The sequence below is a fragment of the Pseudomonas brassicacearum genome, assembly GCF_003732265.1.
Classification (GTDB): Bacteria; Pseudomonadota; Gammaproteobacteria; order Pseudomonadales; family Pseudomonadaceae; genus Aquipseudomonas; species Aquipseudomonas brassicacearum_D.
Genome location: NZ_MOBK01000001.1, coordinates 64,957 through 84,426, shown reverse-complemented (window position 1 = coordinate 84,426; position 19,470 = coordinate 64,957). Strand labels below are relative to the sequence as shown.

Sequence of the window (19,470 nt, the reverse complement as noted above, 5' to 3'; positions counted from 1 at the left end):
CAACAACTGCGATGAATTTTTCCCAATTCTTCATTTCACGGCCGATCTTCGCAGCGGTGCTGTCGCTGCTGATCCTGATCGCCGGCGCCATCTCGCTGTTCCAATTACCGATCAGCGAATACCCGGAAGTCGTGCCGCCGACCGTTGTGGTCCGCGCAAACTTCCCGGGTGCCAACCCTAAAGTCATCGGTGAAACCGTGGCCGCTCCGCTGGAGCAAGCCATCACCGGCGTCGAGAACATGCTGTACATGTCCTCGCAGTCCACCGCTGACGGCAAGATCACCCTGACCATCACCTTCGCGCTGGGCACCGACCTGGACAACGCGCAGGTGCAGGTACAGAACCGGGTAACCCGTACCGAGCCGAAACTTCCAGAAGAAGTGACGCGCATCGGTATCACTGTCGACAAGGCTTCGCCCGACCTGACCATGGTTGTGCACCTGACCTCGCCGGACAAACGCTACGACATGCTTTACCTGTCCAACTACGCCTTGCTCAACATCAAGGATGAGCTGGCGCGTCTGGGCGGTGTCGGTGATGTGCAATTGTTCGGTATGGGCGATTACTCGCTGCGCGTCTGGCTCGATCCGAACAAGACCGCGTCACGTAACCTGACCGCCACCGATGTGGTGAGCGCGATCCGTGAACAGAACCGTCAAGTGGCCGCCGGTGCACTGGGTGCGCCACCTGCGCCGAATGCCACCGCTTTCCAGCTGTCGGTCAACACTCAGGGTCGTCTGGTTTCTGAAGAAGAGTTCGAGAACATCATCATTCGCTCCGGCGATAACGGTGAAATCACTCGCCTGAAAGACATTGCCCGCGTTGAACTGGGTTCCAGTCAATACGCACTGCGTTCGCTGCTGAACAATCAGCCGGCGGTGGCGATCCCGATTTTCCAGCGCCCTGGTTCCAACGCGATCGAAATCTCCAACGAAGTGCGCGACAAGATGGCCGAGCTGAAGAAGAACTTCCCGGAAGGCATGGACTTCAGCATCGTCTATGACCCGACGATCTTCGTTCGCGGTTCCATCGAAGCCGTTGTTCACACCCTCTTCGAAGCACTGATTCTCGTTGTGTTGGTGGTGATTCTGTTCCTGCAAACCTGGCGCGCCTCGATCATTCCATTGGTAGCCGTGCCGGTATCGCTGATCGGTACGTTCGCGGTGATGCACTTGTTCGGCTTCTCGTTGAACGCCCTGTCGCTGTTCGGATTGGTACTGGCGATCGGTATCGTGGTGGACGACGCCATCGTGGTGGTGGAGAACGTGGAAAGGCACATCGAGCTGGGAGAAACGCCCGTAGAAGCCACCAAGAAAGCCATGCGAGAGGTGACCGGGCCGATCATCGCGACGGCGCTGGTGCTGTGTGCGGTATTTATCCCGGCGGCGTTCATTTCCGGACTCACCGGCCAGTTCTACAAACAGTTTGCCCTGACCATTGCCATCTCGACCGTGATCTCGGCGTTCAACTCGCTGACACTGTCCCCTGCCCTGGCCGCCGTGCTGCTCAAGAGCCACGATGCGCCGAAAGATCGCTTTACCAAAGTGCTTGATAAACTATTGGGCGGTTGGCTGTTCCGTCCGTTCAACCGGTTCTTCGAACGCGCCAGTCATGGCTATGTCGGCACCGTAGCCCGGGTTATCCGCAGCAGCGGTATTGCCCTGCTGTTGTACGCAGGCCTGATGGTGCTGACCTTCTTCGGTTTCGCGCACACCCCGACCGGTTTCGTACCCGGCCAGGACAAACAATACCTGGTGGCCTTCGCGCAACTGCCGGACGCTTCGAGCCTGGACCGCACCGAAGACGTGATCAAACGCATGTCCGACCTGGCCCTGAAACAGCCGGGTGTGGAAAGCGCCGTGGCCTTCCCGGGCCTGTCGATCAACGGCTTCACCAACAGTCCTAACGCCGGCATCGTGTTCGTGACCCTGAAACCGTTCGACGAGCGTAAAGACCCGAGCATGTCCGCCGGTGCGATTGCCGGGGCCTTGAACGGTCAGTTCGCCGGGATTCAGGAAGCCTACATGGCGATCTTCCCGCCGCCGCCAGTACAGGGTCTGGGCACCATCGGTGGTTTCCGCCTGCAGATCGAAGACAAGGGCAACCTCGGCTACGACGAGCTGTACAAAGAAACCATGAACATCATCAACAAAAGCCACAACGTGCCGGAACTGGCCGCCCTGTTCACCAGCTACACCGTGAACGTGCCGCAGGTCGATGCCGCCATCGACCGGGAAAAAGCCAAGACCCACGGCGTGGCCGTCAGTGACATCTTCGACACCCTGCAGATCTACCTGGGTTCGCTGTATGCCAACGACTTCAACCGCTTCGGTCGTACCTACCAGGTCAACGTTCAGGCTGAACAACAGTTCCGCCTTGAACCGGATCAGATCGGTCAGTTGAAAGTGCGCAACAACAAAGGCGAGATGATCCCGCTGGCGACCTTCATCAAGGTCAGCGACACCTCGGGGCCGGACCGCGTCATGCACTACAACGGCTTCATCACCGCTGAAATCAACGGTGCAGCAGCCCCGGGCTACAGCTCTGGCCAGGCCGAAAAAGCCATCGAGAAACTGCTCAAGGATGAACTTCCGAACGGCATGACCTACGAATGGACCGACTTGACCTACCAGCAGATTCTGTCCGGCAACACCGCGCTGTTCGTGTTCCCGCTCTGCGTACTGCTGGCGTTCCTGGTACTCGCGGCTCAGTACGAAAGCTGGAGCCTGCCACTGGCGGTGATCCTGATCGTACCGATGACCCTGCTGTCAGCCATTACCGGTGTGATTGCTTCGGGTGGCGACAACAACATCTTCACCCAGATCGGCTTGATCGTACTGGTGGGACTTGCCTGTAAGAACGCGATCCTGATCGTCGAGTTTGCCAAGGACAAACAGCAGGGCGAAGGCATGAGCCCGCTCGCTGCGGTGCTGGAAGCTTGCCGCTTGCGTCTGCGTCCGATCCTGATGACCTCCTTCGCGTTCATCATGGGTGTTGTGCCCCTGGTGTTCTCCAGCGGTGCCGGTGCCGAAATGCGTCACGCCATGGGTGTGGCGGTGTTCTCCGGGATGCTTGGGGTGACCTTCTTCGGTCTGTTGCTGACGCCAGTCTTCTACGTATTGATTCGCAACTTTGTGGAGCGCGGTGAAAAGCGCAAAGCGGCCAAGGCGCTGAATCTTCAAAAGCAACTGGAGTCGCAACAATGAGCTTGAAAGCCTTTCTTCCGAGCCTGCTGGTACTGGCCCTGAGTGCCTGTGCCGTCGGCCCGGACTACAAGACCCCAGCGACTGAACCGGCCCATATCACCACGGCTACCGATGGCGCTGCCGGCCAGAAAAACTTCGATCGCTCGCACTTCGAAGGCATCTGGTGGCAGCAATTCGAGGACCCGACCCTCAATCAGTTGGTGACTCAATCGCTGCAAGGCAACCGTGATTTGCGCGTGGCATTCGCCCGCTGGAAAGCGGCCCGGGCGATTCGCGATGACATCAGCAATGACGCCATGCCGACCATCACCAGCCGGGCCAGCAGTGAGCTGGGCAAAGGGCAAATCCCTGGCCAGACCACCAAACGGGTCAACAGCGAACGCTACGACCTGGGCCTGGACATGGCGTGGGAGATCGACCTGTTTGGCCGTATCCAGCGCAACCTGGAATCGGCCAACGCCGAACAGCAAGCCATCGAGGCCGATCTGTACCAACTGCAAGTCACCATGATTGCCGAACTGGTGGATTCCTACGGTCAACTGCGCGGTGCGCAACTGCGGGAAAAAATCGCCCTGGCGAACCTGGAGAACCAACAGGAGTCACGCAAGATCACCATCAGCCTGCGTGATGCCGGCGTCGGCGATCAACTGGATGTGGAGCGCGCCGATGCACGCCTGGCGTCCGTTGAAGCCAGCGTGCCGCAATTGCAGGCCGAACAGGTTCGGGAGAAAAACCGTATCGCCACCCTGCTGGGCGAGCGCCCGGACAAGCTGACGGTCGACCTGAGCCCCAAAAGCCTGCCGGCCATCGCCAAAGCGCTGCCGATTGGCGATCCTGGTCAACTGCTGCAACGTCGTCCGGACATCCTCAGCGCCGAGCGCAAACTGGCGTCTGCCACCGCCCGTATCGGCGTGGCCACGGCTGATTTGTTCCCACAGGTCAGCCTCAGCGGCTTCCTTGGCTTTACGGCAGGACGCGGTTCGCAAATCGGTTCCTCGGCAGCCAACGCCTGGGCTTTGGGCCCAAGCATCACTTGGGCTGCGTTTGACCTGGGCAGTGTAAAGGCCCGTATTCGCGGTGCGGACGCGGATGCCGAAGGCGCGCTGGCCAGCTACGAGCAGCAAGTGCTGTTGGCACTGGAAGAGTCGGAAAACGCATTCAGCGATTACGGCAAGCGTCAGCAACGCTTGATCTCACTGATTCGTCAGAGCGAGTCGAGCCGCGCCGCCGCCGACCTGGCCGAAATTCGCTACCGCGAAGGCACGGCGGACTTCCTCGTCCTGCTGGACGCTCAACGCGAGCGACTGGCGGCCGAAGACACCCAGGCACAGGCCGAAACCGAGCTGTATAGCGGCATTGTCGCGATTTACAAAGCCCTTGGCGGTGGCTGGCAACCGGAGACAGTCGCCAGCAAGTAAGTTGTTAAAGAGCTCCTTTGGTTGGTCGCAACCAACCAAATTTTTGGCCCCGCGTCTCATTCGGTCGCGGGGCTTTTTTTCGTCTGCTGATTCTTGAAACCACCACGCCCCACTGTGGGAGCGAGCCTGCTCGCGAAGAGGACGGCAAATTCAACATCAATGTCGTCTGATACTCTGCTTTCGCGAGCAGGCTCGCTCCCACATGGGTTAGTGGGCTTCCTTATCGTTGCGGTTTTCGCGGACGGTTACGGTCGCTGTTGTTCCGGCGCGCAGGAGGTTTTTGCCGGCATAGTCATCATCAATCTTTATCCGTACCGGCACCCGTTGCGCCAGTTTGACCCAGGTGTAGCTGGGGTTGATGTTGGCCAGCAAGCGTCCGCCCGGCAGGTTTTCACGGTCGGCGATGGCGAAAGCGATGCTTTGCACGGTGCCGCCAAAGGATTCGCCACTCATTAACTGGATATCGACCCGGTCGCCCTCTGAGATTCGCGGCAGCTTGGTCTCTTCGAAGTAACCGCTGACATAAAACGAATCGCTGTCCACCAGTGCCAACAACGGGCTGCCAGCGGAGGCATAGTCGCCCTGACGGGTCAGCAGGTTGGTGACAAAACCGGTGACGGGCGATTCAACCCGAGTGCGCTGCAAGTCCAGTTCGGACTGGGTCAATGCCGCGATGGCCAGTTGCACATTGGCCTGGGCCAGCACCAGGATGGCCTGGTTACGCAGTAGATCGGCTTCTGCCACGGACACGTCCGTGCTGGCTTTTTCCCACTCTTCGCCAGAGACGGCCGAGCGTTCCTTCAACGTGCGTCGGCGTCGTTCTTCGCTCTGCCGCTGCTTGAGTAACGCTTCGCTGGCCACAATTGCCGCCTGTGATTGCCCCAGTGAAGCTTTCGCCACTTCCACCGAGCGTTTGGAATGCTCCACTGCCAGGGTGTAGCGAGCCGGGTCGATTTCCAGCAGCAACTGGCCTTTTTCAACATGCTGGTTGTCTTGAACGCTCAGCTTGACGATGCGCCCCGAGACATCGGCAGACAGCGTCACCACGTCAGCGCGAACCCGTGCATCCCGGGTCCAGGGGGCACGTGTGTAATGCTCCCAGGCAAACCAGCCAAGAATGAAAGCCAGCAGTACAACGATCAGTGTGGCGAGTCGGGGAAGGAATTTCTTCAAGGCATCAGGCTCCCATTACCAGAATCAGCGTTGCGCACACGCAGGCATACAACGCGCCCTCGAATAAAGCTTCATGCCAGACGAAACGCAGCACACCGAGGCGGCGCAACCCCCAGTCCAGCGCCAGAAAAATCGGCAACGCCAATAACAGCGCCTGGGCGATGGGCGGCAAGTACACGCCACCCAGTTCAAAATCAATGGGCAAGGGCTGGCACTCCTTCTGCGACTACGGGTTGAAAGTACTCGCGATATCGCCGCACGAACGACTCCACGATCAGCAGCGCCACGCGCATTCGGAACACCGACCACAGGTGCTCGTGAACCATCAGATGCAGGTCGTCCAGCTCGTCGCCAAGGACGCGCAATTCCCCCAGCAGCCGATCGGAGTCAGTCCCGGACCGCCCGGCCACCCATCTTGCGCAATCGCGGACCGCAGCCAACAACCGTTGCTGTTGCTGCGAACTCAACAAGGTATTGCCCTGCCCCTGTTGCCTGAGCTGGTTCAACGCAACACCCAGAGCCATGCACCCGAGGCTGACCTGAAACAGTTCGCGAGACTGCTTATCGCTGGTCGCAGGTAATAGCCCCAGCATCATGGTCAGTCGATCGACCATGCGGCTTTCGAAGGCAAATTGCTGTGCATCGGTGGCCGGCGTCTTCATCAAGGTGTAGACCTGCTCTGCGTTTTCCTTGAACAGCCGGCGAATCCGCAGAACAGGCCTGAACGGGAAGATCAAGGCGAAGACGCTCAATGCCAGGACCGTTGCGCTGACATAGGCTCCGGCAAACTCGAACCACTGACTCGCACTGTTCTGGCCGATCCCCACATTTTGCGGCCCCAGCAAGAGAAAGGTCGACAACCCAAGACCGATGCCCGTCCCGGTGGTCGCCGGCGCGGAGAGACCTACCGCGACCGCATACAGCAACGGCGCCAACAGCAAGGCCATCAGCTCGAAATCACTGATCATCGGCACCAGCATGAATTGGTAAAGCGCCGACACAATCAACGCCAGGAATAGCCCTCTTGCATAGCTTTGCGCCGCCAACAGCGGTCTGGGGAACGTTGCCATCAGCGAACAAAGTATCCCGACCAGCACCATCCCGCCCCGCGCTCCGTCCCAGCCGGTCTCGATCCAGATCAGTCCGGCCACCAGTAATGCAATAAAGGCTCGAATGGCGTTCATCCCCGCCAGGGTGAAATCCAGATGCAGCGGATTCGCCTGTCCCCGGTAGACGCAGCTGGCCTGGCGTTCCTCCTGAATGGCGTCGCTCAGCTCCAGAATCTGTTCCAGTTGCTGTAACAACCGCGCCTGCTCCCAGCGCAGGGCCCACGCCAGCGAGCGCAATGTGGCCGGCATTGTTTCGGTCAGTTGTTCTGCCTTGTAAGCCTGATCATCAAAGCGTTGTTGCAACGCCGAAAAATGATGACGAGCATCGGCCGATAGCGAGCGGCCCTTTTCGGCCAGTTCATCAAGAAACGTGAGTTCTTCGGCGCGTAAATGCTGTATTTCCAGGGGCAATTCACCCTCCCAGCGCTCGGCCAGCAACTCACGCTGGTGGCGCAGCGCCGTCAACCGGGAGGTCAGCAACACCAATTGGTTTCCCAGCAGCTGCACCAGGCCATCGGCGCTGCGCAATCGGGGGGCATCGTAGTAAAGGTGCCGGCGCAATCCTTCAAGGACGCTGATTTCGCCTAGCAACTGCATTTGCCTGCGATGAAAATCGGCTTCGCTCTCTTCGGTTCGAATGACCGCCGCGGCGTGAGTCGCCAGCAACTTGATCACCTGATCGATCTTGGCGAAGTAGCTCCGGGCCACGGTCTCGGGGCGTGCGGTCAGCAGGCTGACGACGCAGACACACGCCACCGCCAGCAGCGTCTCGGTCAAGCGCGTCACCGCCAGCAGGAAGGTGCCGTCCTGATCAGGCACGGCCAACAGCGCCACCACCACTGCCGTGTAACCACTGAGCACAAAGGCTTGGGAACTGGTGTAGCGCAACAGTGTGCCACCGGCGGTGCACAGCGCCAGCCACAACGCCAAAGTAATGATGAAAGGCAGTGGCGCCTGGGGGAATATCGCCATGATCACGACCGCTGCGACCGCGCCCAGGGTGGTGCCGATGACCTGACCGAGACTGCGCGCCAGTGCCATGCCTCCTAATGGCTGGCTGACGATGACCACCGCCATGATCGACCACTTGGGTTGATCGAGGTCGAACAGGAAGGCCAGGTACAGTGTCAGCAGCCCGGCCACAATGGTTCTCAAGGCAAACAGCAGTACCCCGGGCCCGGGGTTGAGGATTGCCTTGAAGTATTGAAGCAGCGGTTGCATGGGAGCACTCTTCGGTTCGTATCCAGCAAGCGTAGTCACTGCTTCAAGGCCCCGACAGGTTTCAATGTCGACGGAGCCCGTAGGCAAAATCGTCGACATTGAGCCACCTCGGGATTTGACTCACAGCCCCACCTGACCGAAGCTGACGACCTTTGCAAAAGCTTGCCAGCCCCCGGATTCCTGCATGCCCCAGTCCCGCCGCTACTTGCTCATCAGTCTCTGTGTACTGTTTGCCATCGTTATTGCCTGGTTGTTCCTGCGCAGCACAACGCCTGAAGTGCCCGAAGCGATCAAACGCGGTTACAGCGAAGCGTTGACCCAGGCACGCTCCGGTCAGCCGGGTGCCGCACGGGTGCTGTACCAGCAATTGGCTCGCCCTGACCTGTCCCCCAAGCGGCGCATCTGGCTGCATGCCGAACTCCCCAACTACCCAAGCCCGCAGGCCCTGAAACTGGCGGATGCGGACCTGCAACATCCTGATGAAAACGTACGAATCGCCGCGATCAAGAGCATCAGCGGCCTGGTGGCCTCTGGGCAACGCAGCCTGTTGATCGGCCCATTGCTCGATGACAGCGTAGAAAGCGTACGATTTGCCGCCGTCAATGCACTGCTGGGATTGTCGCCGGATGACTTGGGCTTATATTTCGCGCCGCTGGAGCAAGCCATCGATGCCTGGGAACTGGCCCTGAAAAGTCAGCCGCCGAGCGCGCAAAACCAATACCAATTGGCGCGCCTGCACTTGCACAACGCCGAATTGAAAGAGGCACAAGAAGCGCTGGACCGCACACTACAGCTAGACCCCGGCAACCTGCCGGCGCTGGTGATGCAAATCGATGTGCTCGACCGGCAAGGTCAAAGCGATGCCGCACGCCAGTTGCTGGCCAAACAGCTGAAAGCGCAACCCGACTCGGCCTACCTGCAACATGCCCTCGGGCTCTGGTTGCTGCACCACGGACAAAGTGAGTTTGCCGTGCTCGGCCTTTCCAAAGCCGTGGAGCTGGAGCCCGACAACAAGGATTATCGCTATGACCTGGCAACCACCTTGCACCTTGAGCAGGAGCTGGAAGCCGCGCAGAAGCAGTTGCAAGAGATCGTCCAGCGCCACCCATCCGACCGCAAGGCGCGCGTACTGCTGATCAATTACTGGAAAGAAAGCGGCCAGTTGCAGAACGTGCAGATCCTGTTGGCGCAGCTGGAACAGCTCAACCCGGATGACCCCGCATTGCAGCAAGGTTTGTAACACTCCCCTCTGTAGCAGCTGCCCCGCAAATAGTGGGAACCCTCGTCACGGCCAAAGGTCAAGAGAACAGGCAGTCCCAACAGGCACCTCAAGCCTGCTGCCTCGCTTCCCCTGGTCATGAGAGGGTTTTTCTTGTCTACATCAACCGAGCTGTTCAGTGCAAAAGCCGCCACCGGCATCGAAGGTCTGGATGACATCCTGGCCGGAGGCTTGTCTCGTGGACATGTATTTTTGCTGGAGGGCGAACCCGGTACCGGCAAAACCACCGTTGCTTTGCATTTCCTGTTGGCCGGCGCTCGAGCCGGCGAACGCTCGTTGTACATCACTCTGTCAGAAACCGAACGTGAGCTGCGTCAAGGCGCGCTGTCCCACGGCTGGGAGCTGGATAAGAACATCCACATCTTCGAGCTGACCCCGCCAGAAAGCCTGCTCAACGCCGAGCACCAGCAAAGCCTGCTGTACTCCTCGGACCTGGAACTGGGTGAAGCCACCAAGCAGATTTTTGAAGTGGTCGAGCGGGTCAAACCGACGCGTGTGGTACTCGACAGCCTGTCCGAAATCCGCCTGTTGGCCCAGAGTTCATTGCGTTATCGCCGGCAGATCCTGGCGATCAAACACTACTTTGTGCGTTACGACGCCACCGTGCTGTTGCTGGATGACCTGACCACCGAATCCCTCGATAAAACCGTACACAGCGTCGCGCATGGTGTGATTCGCCTCGAAGAACTGACGCCGAACTATGGCGCCGAACGCCGTCGCATCCGCGTGGTGAAGTACCGCGGCCAGAAGTATCGCGGCGGCTTTCATGACTTCACCATCATGGGCGACGGCGTGCACGTATTCCCGCGTCTGGTCGCGGCCGAACACCGCGGTGGCTATATCCGCCAACAGTTGACCAGCAGCATCAGGGAAATGGACGCCCTGCTCGGCGGCGGTATCGAGACAGGTTCCAGCACGCTGATTCTGGGTCCGGCCGGTACCGGTAAATCTCTGATCTCGATGATCTTCGCCGCTGCCGCCGTGGCCCGTGGCGAAAAAGCAGCATTGTTCATCTTCGACGAAGAGCTGGGGCTGCTGTTCGAGCGCATGAAAAACATGGGCATCGACCTGCAGGCCCTGCAAGACACCGGCAACCTGCTGATCGAGCAAGTCGACGCCGCCGAATTGTCCCCTGGCGAGTTCTCTCACCGCGTGCGCCGCTGTGTCGATGAGCGTCAAATCAAAACCGTGGTGATCGACAGCATTAACGGCTATCAGGCCGCGATGCCTGAGGAAAACGCGCTGGTGCTGCACATGCACGAGTTGCTGCTGTACCTCAATCGCCGAGGCGCTGCGACGTTCATGACAGTCGCTCAGCATGGACTGGTCGGTGACATGCAAGCGCCGGTCGATATCACGTACCTGGCTGACACGGTGATTCTGTTGCGTTACTTCGAAGCCCTGGGCAAGGTTCGCCGGGCGATATCGATCATCAAGAAACGTACCGGCAGCCACGAATCGACCATTCGCGAATACCGCATCGGTAGCCAGGGCATGACGATTGGTGAGCCTTTGGATGCGTTCCAGGGTGTATTGCGCGGCGTGCCGACCTATCTGGGCGCCAGCCAGCCGCTGCTCAAGGACGATGTCCGGTGAGTATTGTCGAGGCGACGTCCGAGCGCGCGATTATTCTCGCGCCCTTGGGACGCGACAGCCAGATTGCGCTGATGATGCTCAACGAGGCGGGATTCGAGGGCATTGTGACCCGTGATCTGGTGGCGCTGTGCGGCGAGTTGGTCAAAGGTGCCGGTCTGCTGCTGATTTCTTCAGAAGCCCTGATGGGCTGTGATCTTGACCCTCTGCGGGGTCTGATCGACCAGCAACCGGCCTGGTCCGATCTGCCGATCGTCCTGCTGACCCACCATGGTGGTCCGGAGCAGAACCCTGCGTCGCGGCTCGGTCCACAATTAGGCAATGTCACGTTCCTTGAGCGCCCTTTTCACCCGGTGACCTTGATCAGCCTCGTCACCACCGCATTGCGCGGCCGTCGACGACAGTATGAAGCCAGGGACCGGTTGATCGATCTGAGCCAAAGTGAACTGCGCCTGCAAAACACCCTGGAAACCCTCGAACAACAGGTCGAGGAACGCACTGCACAGTTGCGCCACAACGAAGAAGCCCTCAGACAATCCCAGAAGATGGAAGCGGTCGGCCAACTCACCGGCGGCATCGCCCATGACTTCAATAACATGCTGACCGGCATCATCGGCAGCCTTGAGTTGCTGCGACGGCGCCTCGCGAGAGGACGCACCGAGGACCTCGACGGCTTGATCGACCTGGGCGTGACCTCGGCCAACCGCGCCGCCGGCCTGACTCACCGGCTGCTGGCATTCTCGCGCCGTCAGTCACTGGATTCCAAACCCGTGGAAATGAACACACTGGTGGTGTCCATGGGCGAACTGCTGCAACGCAGCATCAATGAAAGTATTCATCTGGACATGCAGTTGAGCGATGACTTGTGGGTGGCCGAGGCCGACCCCAATCAACTCGAAAGCGCCCTGCTCAACCTCGTGCTCAACGCCCGCGATGCCATGCCCGAAGGCGGCACGCTGGTGGTCAATACGTCCAATCAAAAACTCGACGCGGGGTTCGTTGCGGCCCAAGGCAATCTGCTACCCGGTGATTACGTGGTGCTGCGCGTTACCGACACTGGCTGCGGCATGCCCGAAAGCACGATCAGCCGCGCCTTTGACCCGTTCTTTACGACCAAGCCGATTGGTCAGGGCACCGGGTTGGGGTTGTCGATGATTTACGGGTTCAGCAAGCAGTCCCACGGTCACGTCACGATCGACAGCGAAGTGGGTCACGGTACGTCGGTGAGTGTGTATTTGCCGCGTTACAGCGGCGGGGACCTGGCCGAGGAAAACCTGCTCGACATCCAGCAGGCGCCTTACGCCCAGGACGGCGAAACCGTATTGATTGTCGAAGACGATCCGGCGGTTCGCGTGCTGGTGAGTGCCGTGTTGAGTGAGTTGGGGTATGCCTTCGTGGAGGCCAGTGACGCCGACAGCGCGGTGCCGATTCTGGATTCTGCGCAACGGATCGATCTGTTGATCAGTGATGTCGGGCTGCCGGGAATGAATGGTCGGCAACTGGCGGAAATCGGTCGGCAGTATCGACCTGACCTTAAAGTGCTGTTCATTACCGGCTATGCCGAACACGCGGCCGTGCGGGGTGGTTTCCTCGACCCCGGCATGCAGATGATCACCAAACCCTTCACCTTTGACCTGCTGACGGCAAAGGTGCGGGAGATGATCAGTATCTGATGCGCCTTGATTACCTATGGCAACGAGCTCAGGACAGCATTTGCTGCATGAGCTCTTGCAGTTCATTCAGGTCGAATGGTTTGTCCAGGATCGGCGCTCTTTTGGTGATAGGGCTGTCCGTCTCGCGGACTTCCTGCGCATAACCGCTGATAAAAATCACTTTGAGTTCCGGTCGCAATTTCACGGCAGGTTCGGCGATCTGCACGCCGGAAATCCCGCCGGGCAGACGGAAGTCAGTGATCATCATGTCCAGGTGCGGCTTGCTCGCCAGAATTTCGAAGGCCTGCTCGCCGTTTTCGGCTTGCAGCACCCGGTAACCTTCACCCGACAAGTAAGCGGACAACACCATCAGAATCGAGGGGTCATCCTCGACAATGAGTACTACATCTTGCGCATCTTCACTCATGGGAAGCCTTTGTTCGGTCAATAGCTGCTGATACGACCGTGGGGTCGCTCAGAGGTTGCGTTTATCTGGCTCATTTCCTAAAGCGGCAGACAGACGCGAAATAAGGCGCCTTCGTTGATTTTGCTCTCGACGGCGATGGAGCCGCCATGGGCAGCGACAATTTGCTCTGAAATAAACAGTCCAAGCCCCAGCCCCGCGACAACGGTCTTGGCGGAAACACGCTCGAACTGTTGAAAAATACGCTTCTGGTTTTCTTCACTGATGCCGATCCCTTGATCCTGCACCTCGACCCGCGCCTGACCGTCCTGCACGTAAACCCGCACATCGATCTGGCTTTTGCCACCATAACGCAAGGCGTTGGTGAGCAGATTTGAAATCACTTGCTCGATGCGAAATTCATCCCAGTTGCCGACCACTGGCTGTTCGGCAGTAAAGCGCGTGGAACACTCGGCGGCCTCGACTTGCGGCTTGAAGTTATTCAGCAGATTGCTGACCAATTGCACCAGGTCAAATCGGTTCGGACGGATCGACAGCTTACCGGTGCGAATGCGCGACACATCCAGCATGTCTTCGATCAGGCGGATCAGGCTCTTGATCTGCCGCTCGTCGCGGTCGACCATGGCGTGCATTTTGTCGAGGGTGAACGCCGAGGCGTTATCCCGGGCCAGGTGCATCTTGCGCAACTGGGTTTCAAGGATCAGGCCATTGAGCGGCGTGCGCACTTCGTGGGCGACAATCGACATGAAGTCATCGCGCATGCGCACCGCTTGCTCCAGCTCCAGCTGAGTGCTCTGCAATTGCTTGAGTAACGCTTCCTGCTCGCGACGACTCTGCTCCAGCGCTTCAACCTGCTGCTTCATCGCTTTGCTCTGGCGATAAAGATCCACGAACACATTGACCTTGCTCTTGACCGCGTGAATGTCCAACGGCTTGTGCAGGAAGTCCACCGCCCCGCTTTCGTAGCCTTTGAACGCGTAGTTCAACTCCCGGCCGGCAGCGCTAACGAACACAATCGGGATGTTTTTGGTTTTTTCCGTGCCGCGCATCAATTCGGCCAACTCGAAGCCGTTCATGCCGGGCATCTGTACATCGAGAATCGCGATGGCAAATTCGTGCTGCAGCAGCAGCGACAAGGCTTCATCGGCGGACAACGCTTTGTAGACCATGCGGTCTTCACGCTTGATCAGCGCCTCGAGCGCCAGCAGGTTCTCCGGCAGATCGTCGACGATCAGCAGTTTGGCTTGGATGTTACTTAGCATGCTATTCGTTCCAGCTCGACAAGCAGACGGCCGATGCCGCAGATAGGGAGAATATGGTCTGGCTCATGAATATCCAGCGCCGCCTGGGGCATGGTGGCGACCTGGGCTTCATTCGGGTCTTGCACGACGGTCATGCCACCGCGACGTTTGACGTGAGACAAACCACGGGCGCCGTCACGGTTGGCCCCGGTCAGTAACACGGCGGCCAGGGCTGAACCGTAGGTGTCGGCAGCGGACTCGAACAGGTAATCGATGGCAGGTCGCGAATGGTGGACGCGATCTTCCAGGCTCAACGAGAAGCTGCGGTCATGCTCCACCGACAAGTGATAACCGGGTGTGGCGAAATACAAGGTGCCGGCTTCAATCCGGGTTTTATCAGTCGCCTCCCGAACAGGCATCGAAACCCGGCGGGCAAACACTTCGGCCAACAGACTGCGACGCTCGTCGGGCAGGTGCAACACGACGATGATCGGCAGCGCGAAACCTTCGCGCAGCGGGCCGAGAATAGCGAGCAACGCCTCTACGCCGCCGGCCGAAGCGCCGATCGCGATGGCTTCAATTGAAGGAACAGTTGCAGCGTTGTTCATGATTTTCGGTAGATCCGTTCTTGTTTGACCAACGGCTCGAACTGGTCGCCGAAGGCCGAAAAATCCGGGGTTTCTTTACTGCCCAATACCAGGAAACCCCGATGACATAGCGACTCATGAAACAATCCGAAGGCACGATCCTGAAGTTTTTTATTAAAATAAATCAATACGTTACGACACGAAATTAATTGAGTCTCTGAAAAGACGCTGTCAGTCGCCAGACTATGATCGGCGAAGGTCACGTTCTCGCACAGACTCTTGTCGAAAATGGCGTAGCCATAGGCCGCCGTGTAGTAGTCGGCGAATGAACACTGGCCACCTGCCTGTTGGTAATTAGCAGTGTAGGCCCGGACATTCTCCATGGAGAAAATCCCTTGCCGGGCCTTGTCCAGCGAGCGCGGGTTGATGTCGGTGGCATAAATGATGGTGCGGTCCAGCAAGCCTTCTTCACGCAGCAGAATCGCCATCGAATAGACCTCTTCGCCGGTACTGCACCCGGCAATCCAGATCTTGATCGAGGGATAGGTCTTGAGCAGCGGCACCACTTCCTTGCGGATCGCAAGGAAGTGCGAAGGGTCACGGAACATCTCGCTGACCGGGATCGTCAGCAGTTGCAGCAACTGCATGAACGCAGTCGGGTCGTGCAGGACCTTTTCTTGCAAGGCCGAGATGGTATTGCACTCGAATTGAACCAGCGCATGACTCACCCGACGCTTGATCGAAGCGCCGGAGTAGTCGCGAAAGTCGTAGCTGTACTTGAGGTAAATTGCCTCGATCAACAAGCGCAATTCGATGTCGCTGTTTCGCTCCACGGAATAAAGGCCTTCCACTAAATACGTTCCATCTTCGGCAACCACACGCGAATCAGCGAGAACAGGCGATCCAGGTCGATAGGTTTGGCCAGGTAATCATTGGAGCCGGCCTGCAGGCAGCGCTCCTGATCATCCTTCATGGCCTTGGCCGTCACCGCAATGATCGGCAGCTTGCGCCAGCGCGGGTCCTTGCGGATCTCGATAGTGGCTTCGAAGCCATCCATCTCCGGCATCATCACGTCCATCAACACCAGATCGATGTCCTCGACTTCATTCAACCTTTCAATCGCTTCACGACCGTTTCGGCCAATGACCACGACTGCGCCCTTTTGCTCCAGTGCGCTGGTGAGGGCGAAGATGTTGCGTACATCGTCGTCCACCAGCAGCACCTTGCGACCCTCGAAGACCTTGTCGCGGCTGCGCGCGGTCTTGAGCATCCTCTGCCGATCATGGGACAACTTCGATTCGACTTTGTGCAGAAAGAGTGTGACCTCGTCCAGCAAACGCTCAGGCGAACGCGCGCCTTTGATAATGATCGAGCGCGAATACTTGCGCAGTTCGGTCTCTTCATCGCGGGTCAGGTTGCGCCCGGTGTAGACAATCACCGGCGGGAACGAACAGATGTCTTCCGTGGACATGCGCTTGAGCAAGTCGTTGCCGAGCATGTCCGGCAATTTCAGGTCGATGATCATGCAATCGAAAATCGTCGTGCGCAGCAGGTCCAGCGCGTCCTGAGCCAGGCCTACCGCGGTGATTTCAATATCCTCGTCGCCAATCAGCCGGGCAATGCTGTCGCGCTGCAAATCGTCGTCTTCCACCAGCAGCACGCGCTTGACCTTCTGGGTCAGCTTGGCTTCGAGGCGGGCGAACACATCCTTGAGCTCTTCGCGAGTCGTCGGCTTGACCGCGTAACCGATGGCGCCCATGTGCATGGCCGCCTCGACCCGGTCTTCAACGGAAATCACGTGAACCGGAATGTGCCGGGTTTCAGCGTGTTCTTTCAGGCGCTGCAGCACGGTCAGCCCGGAATGATCCGGCAGACGCATGTCCAGCAGAATGGCGTCGGGAATGAACTCCTTGGCCAGGTCATACCCTTCGTCGGCCCCGTGGGCGACCAGGCACTGATAGCCCAGTTCATGCGCGAGATCGAAAAGAATGTTCGCAAAATTCGGCTCATCCTCCACGATCAGAATGCACCGAGTCTTGAACGGCGCCTGGCTACGGTCGTCGTTGAAACGGGGAATATCAACCGGGGCAACCAGTGGCGCCAACGCTGGCGGTGCTGCGCGGGGAGTGATTGCGACGGGTGAAGCCTGCATCGGCTCGACAGGCTCGTCGCCCGGCTCGACGTATTGCTGAGGCAACACCAGTGTGAACACACTGCCCTGCCCTGGTTCACTGTTGACGCTGATCGAGCCACCGAGCAACGCGGCCAGGTCCCGGGAAATCGACAAGCCCAGGCCGGTGCCGCCGTAGCGGCGATTGGTGGTGCCGTCAGCCTGGCGGAACGCTTCGAAAATGCTGTCCTGCTGGTCTTCGGCGATACCAATGCCCGAGTCGCGGATGATGAAGGCCACGCCATCATTCGGTTGCGAGGCCACAGTAAAGCTGACCGATCCCTTCTCGGTGAATTTCACCGCGTTCGACAGCAGGTTCTTGATCACTTGTTCCAGACGCTGGCGGTCGGTGAAAAGCATCTTCGGCGCACCGGGTTGCAACTCGACGTGAAACGCGAGGTGCTTGTCAGCCGCCATCGGCTCGAACATCCCGCGCAAGCCGTCGACCAGACGCTCGACGCTGACGTTCTCCGGACGCATCTCCAGCTTGCCGGCCTCGACTTTGGAAATGTCGAGGATGTCGTTGATCAGGTTGAGCAAGTCATTACCGGCGGAATAAATCGACTCGGCGAATTTCACCTGCTCGGCGGTGAGGTTTTCCTGAGGGTTTTCGGCGAGCAATTTGGCCAGGATCAACGAACTGTTGAGCGGCGTGCGCAGTTCGTGGGACATGTTGGCGAGGAACTCGGACTTGTACTTGCTGGAGCGCTGCAGCTCCAGGGCACGGTCCTCAAGCTGCACCTGGGCCAGGTTGAGCTCGGTGTTCTTCTGGTCCATGGCATCGCGCTGGTCTGCGAGGATCTGCGCCTGCTCGGCGAGCTGCTCGTTGGTCTGCTCAAGCTCCACCTGCTGGGTTTCCAGGTGTGCCTGGGACTCCTTGAGAATCCGCGACTGTTCTTCGAGTTCTTCGTTGGCGGTCTTCAGCTCTTCCTGCTGCACTTGCAGCGCTTCGTTGAGCTGCTGGGTTTCGGCCAATACTTCCTGCAAACGCTGGCGATAGCGTGCCGCCTCGATGGAGGTGCCAATGTTGCCGGCAATCAGCTCCAGCAACTCGATGTCACGATCAGACAACGGACGCAGGAAGCCCAGTTCGATCACACCGTTGACCCGGTCGTCGTCACTGGTCGGCACCACGAGCACGCTGTGCGGCAGGCCTTCGCCCAGGCCGGAGCTGACCTTGAAATAGTTGCTCGGCACAGCATCCAGACGAATCAGGCGGGCCTGGTTCGCGACCTGGCCGACAATTCCCTCATCGCTGTAGATCTGCTGATCGCGCTCTTCCTGCTCGCGCGAGAAGCCGTAGGACGCGACGCGCTTGAGGCCGCCGTGGTCTTCGCGGACATAAATGGCGGCGACCGCCGTGCCCAGGTACTGCGCGCAGAACTGCAGAATATTGCGCCCCAACAAATTGAGGCTCAACTGCCCCAGCACTTGCTCGGCCAGCTCGGTCTGGCCGTTTCGCAGCCAGGCTTGTTGTTCCAGACGCAGGGCGCTGGCTTGTTGCGCCGCGAGGTTGGCACTGTAGATTTGCGAGAGATTAAGCAAATCGCGACGGCCAATGTAGGCCAGCAAGGCGCTGATACTGGCGACGAAAAGCAGGTACAGGGCGATGCTCCAGATCGTGGTACGGCGCACTTCGTCGTTGCGCGTGGCGCGCAGCTGCTGCTCCATGTCGATCACTTCTTCGAACTGCTTGCGAATTTCATCGGTCAGTCGCTTGCCGCGCCCGGTCTTGACCGCACCGCGATAATCACCACTGGCACGCTGCAAATCGATCATCGATTGCGCGTAGCTCGCCCACTCGGTCTGCAACGCTTGCAGACGCCGCAAACGATCAGTCTGCGACGGGTTGTCAGCGGTGAGTTCCAACAACGTGTCGAGAGCAACCGCTATTCTCGGCTTGGCCGTTTCGTAGGGCTCAAGAAAGTGATCGTCACCCGTCAATAAATAACCGCGCATGCCGGTTTCCAGATCGACGGTGAGCTTGACCGCTTCATTGGTGTTATTGATCACCCGGTCGGTGTGTTCAACCCACTGGATCACCGACAGCAGATAAGTGATCAGCGAGACAAAAAACACCGCACTGATGAGACCCACGCCCAATGGCAGGCTGACGTTACGGCTCAGGAGTTTGCGGAATCGTTGCTCATCAACCGAAGACGCAGTGGTCATGTGGAGGCCTTGTCGAACTGTTCGAAATGATGGAGTTTGCCCCATATAGGGCGTGTTGATCCAATTTTCTGCCACGTATCAGGGTAAATCCCCGCAATTAGCTGCGCGAGCGCGAAGGGAGCGGTTATCCTTGCCGTCTTGTGCAGCTATTCTTTTTTGCACAGCGTTGGGAACTTGTCGGGATCCGCCACTTACTCATGCAAGAACCCGGTGATTTTCTCGACC

At 58.8% G+C, this 19,470-nt stretch carries 13 protein-coding genes; 5 read left to right on the top strand and 8 right to left on the bottom strand.

Annotated features, from left to right (window positions below):
• Positions 1-11: 11 nt before the first annotated feature.
• Entirely contained in the window at positions 12-3,206 is a 3,195-nt protein-coding gene (locus BK660_RS00370) for an efflux RND transporter permease subunit (RefSeq protein WP_123431564.1), read from the top strand.
• Positions 3,203-4,624 (top strand): efflux transporter outer membrane subunit, encoded by a 1,422-nt coding sequence (locus BK660_RS00365; protein WP_123431563.1) that lies wholly within the window; start codon positions 3,203-3,205, stop codon positions 4,622-4,624. The genes BK660_RS00370 and BK660_RS00365 overlap by 4 nt, the downstream gene beginning before the upstream one ends.
• Positions 4,625-4,831: 207 nt before the next feature.
• On the opposite strand, the gene BK660_RS00360 is transcribed toward BK660_RS00365, so the two are convergent.
• The 3 genes from BK660_RS00360 to BK660_RS00350 are packed head-to-tail and all read right to left on the bottom strand — an operon-like array spanning position 4,832 to position 8,127.
• Complete coding sequence (locus BK660_RS00360; protein ID WP_123431562.1) at positions 4,832-5,797, bottom strand: HlyD family secretion protein; 966 nt, start codon at positions 5,795-5,797, stop codon at positions 4,832-4,834.
• A 4-nt stretch (positions 5,798-5,801) separates the two neighbouring features.
• Positions 5,802-6,002 (bottom strand): DUF1656 domain-containing protein, encoded by a 201-nt coding sequence (locus tag BK660_RS00355; RefSeq protein ID WP_007949274.1) that lies wholly within the window; start codon positions 6,000-6,002, stop codon positions 5,802-5,804.
• Complete coding sequence (locus BK660_RS00350) at positions 5,992-8,127, bottom strand: FUSC family protein (RefSeq protein ID WP_123431561.1); 2,136 nt, start codon at positions 8,125-8,127, stop codon at positions 5,992-5,994. Before BK660_RS00350 ends, BK660_RS00355 begins: the two co-directional genes overlap by 11 nt.
• Before the next feature lie 184 nt (positions 8,128-8,311).
• Between BK660_RS00350 and BK660_RS00345 the strand changes: the two genes are divergently transcribed.
• The 3 genes from BK660_RS00345 (at position 8,312) to BK660_RS00335 (ending at position 12,672) form a co-directional block, all read left to right on the top strand.
• The gene (locus BK660_RS00345) at positions 8,312-9,367 is read left to right on the top strand and encodes a tetratricopeptide repeat protein (protein WP_123431560.1); all 1,056 of its coding nucleotides are present in this window, start codon (positions 8,312-8,314) and stop codon (positions 9,365-9,367) included.
• Between the two features lie 132 nt (positions 9,368-9,499).
• Positions 9,500-11,002: an ATPase domain-containing protein gene (locus BK660_RS00340; protein WP_123431559.1), complete on the top strand. Its 1,503-nt coding sequence runs from the start codon at positions 9,500-9,502 to the stop codon at positions 11,000-11,002.
• Entirely contained in the window at positions 10,999-12,672 is a 1,674-nt protein-coding gene (locus BK660_RS00335; protein ID WP_123431558.1) for an ATP-binding protein, read from the top strand. Before BK660_RS00340 ends, BK660_RS00335 begins: the two co-directional genes overlap by 4 nt.
• A gap of 28 nt (positions 12,673-12,700) precedes the next feature.
• Here the strand turns inward: BK660_RS00335 and BK660_RS00330 are convergent, their stop codons facing one another.
• The 5 genes from BK660_RS00330 to BK660_RS00310 form a co-directional block, all read right to left on the bottom strand.
• Entirely contained in the window at positions 12,701-13,078 is a 378-nt protein-coding gene (locus BK660_RS00330) for a response regulator (RefSeq protein ID WP_123431557.1), read from the bottom strand.
• Positions 13,079-13,155: 77 nt separating this feature from the next.
• Entirely contained in the window at positions 13,156-14,337 is a 1,182-nt protein-coding gene (locus BK660_RS00325) for a hybrid sensor histidine kinase/response regulator (RefSeq protein WP_123431556.1), read from the bottom strand.
• Entirely contained in the window at positions 14,331-14,924 is a 594-nt protein-coding gene (locus tag BK660_RS00320; protein WP_123431555.1) for a chemotaxis protein CheB, read from the bottom strand. Before BK660_RS00320 ends, BK660_RS00325 begins: the two co-directional genes overlap by 7 nt.
• Positions 14,921-15,754, bottom strand: coding sequence for a CheR family methyltransferase (locus BK660_RS00315; RefSeq protein ID WP_123431554.1), 834 nt, complete (start codon positions 15,752-15,754; stop codon positions 14,921-14,923). The genes BK660_RS00320 and BK660_RS00315 overlap by 4 nt, the downstream gene beginning before the upstream one ends.
• Positions 15,754-19,245, bottom strand: coding sequence for a response regulator (locus BK660_RS00310; RefSeq protein WP_123431553.1), 3,492 nt, complete (start codon positions 19,243-19,245; stop codon positions 15,754-15,756). The genes BK660_RS00315 and BK660_RS00310 overlap by 1 nt, the downstream gene beginning before the upstream one ends.
• Positions 19,246-19,470: the final 225 nt, after the last annotated feature.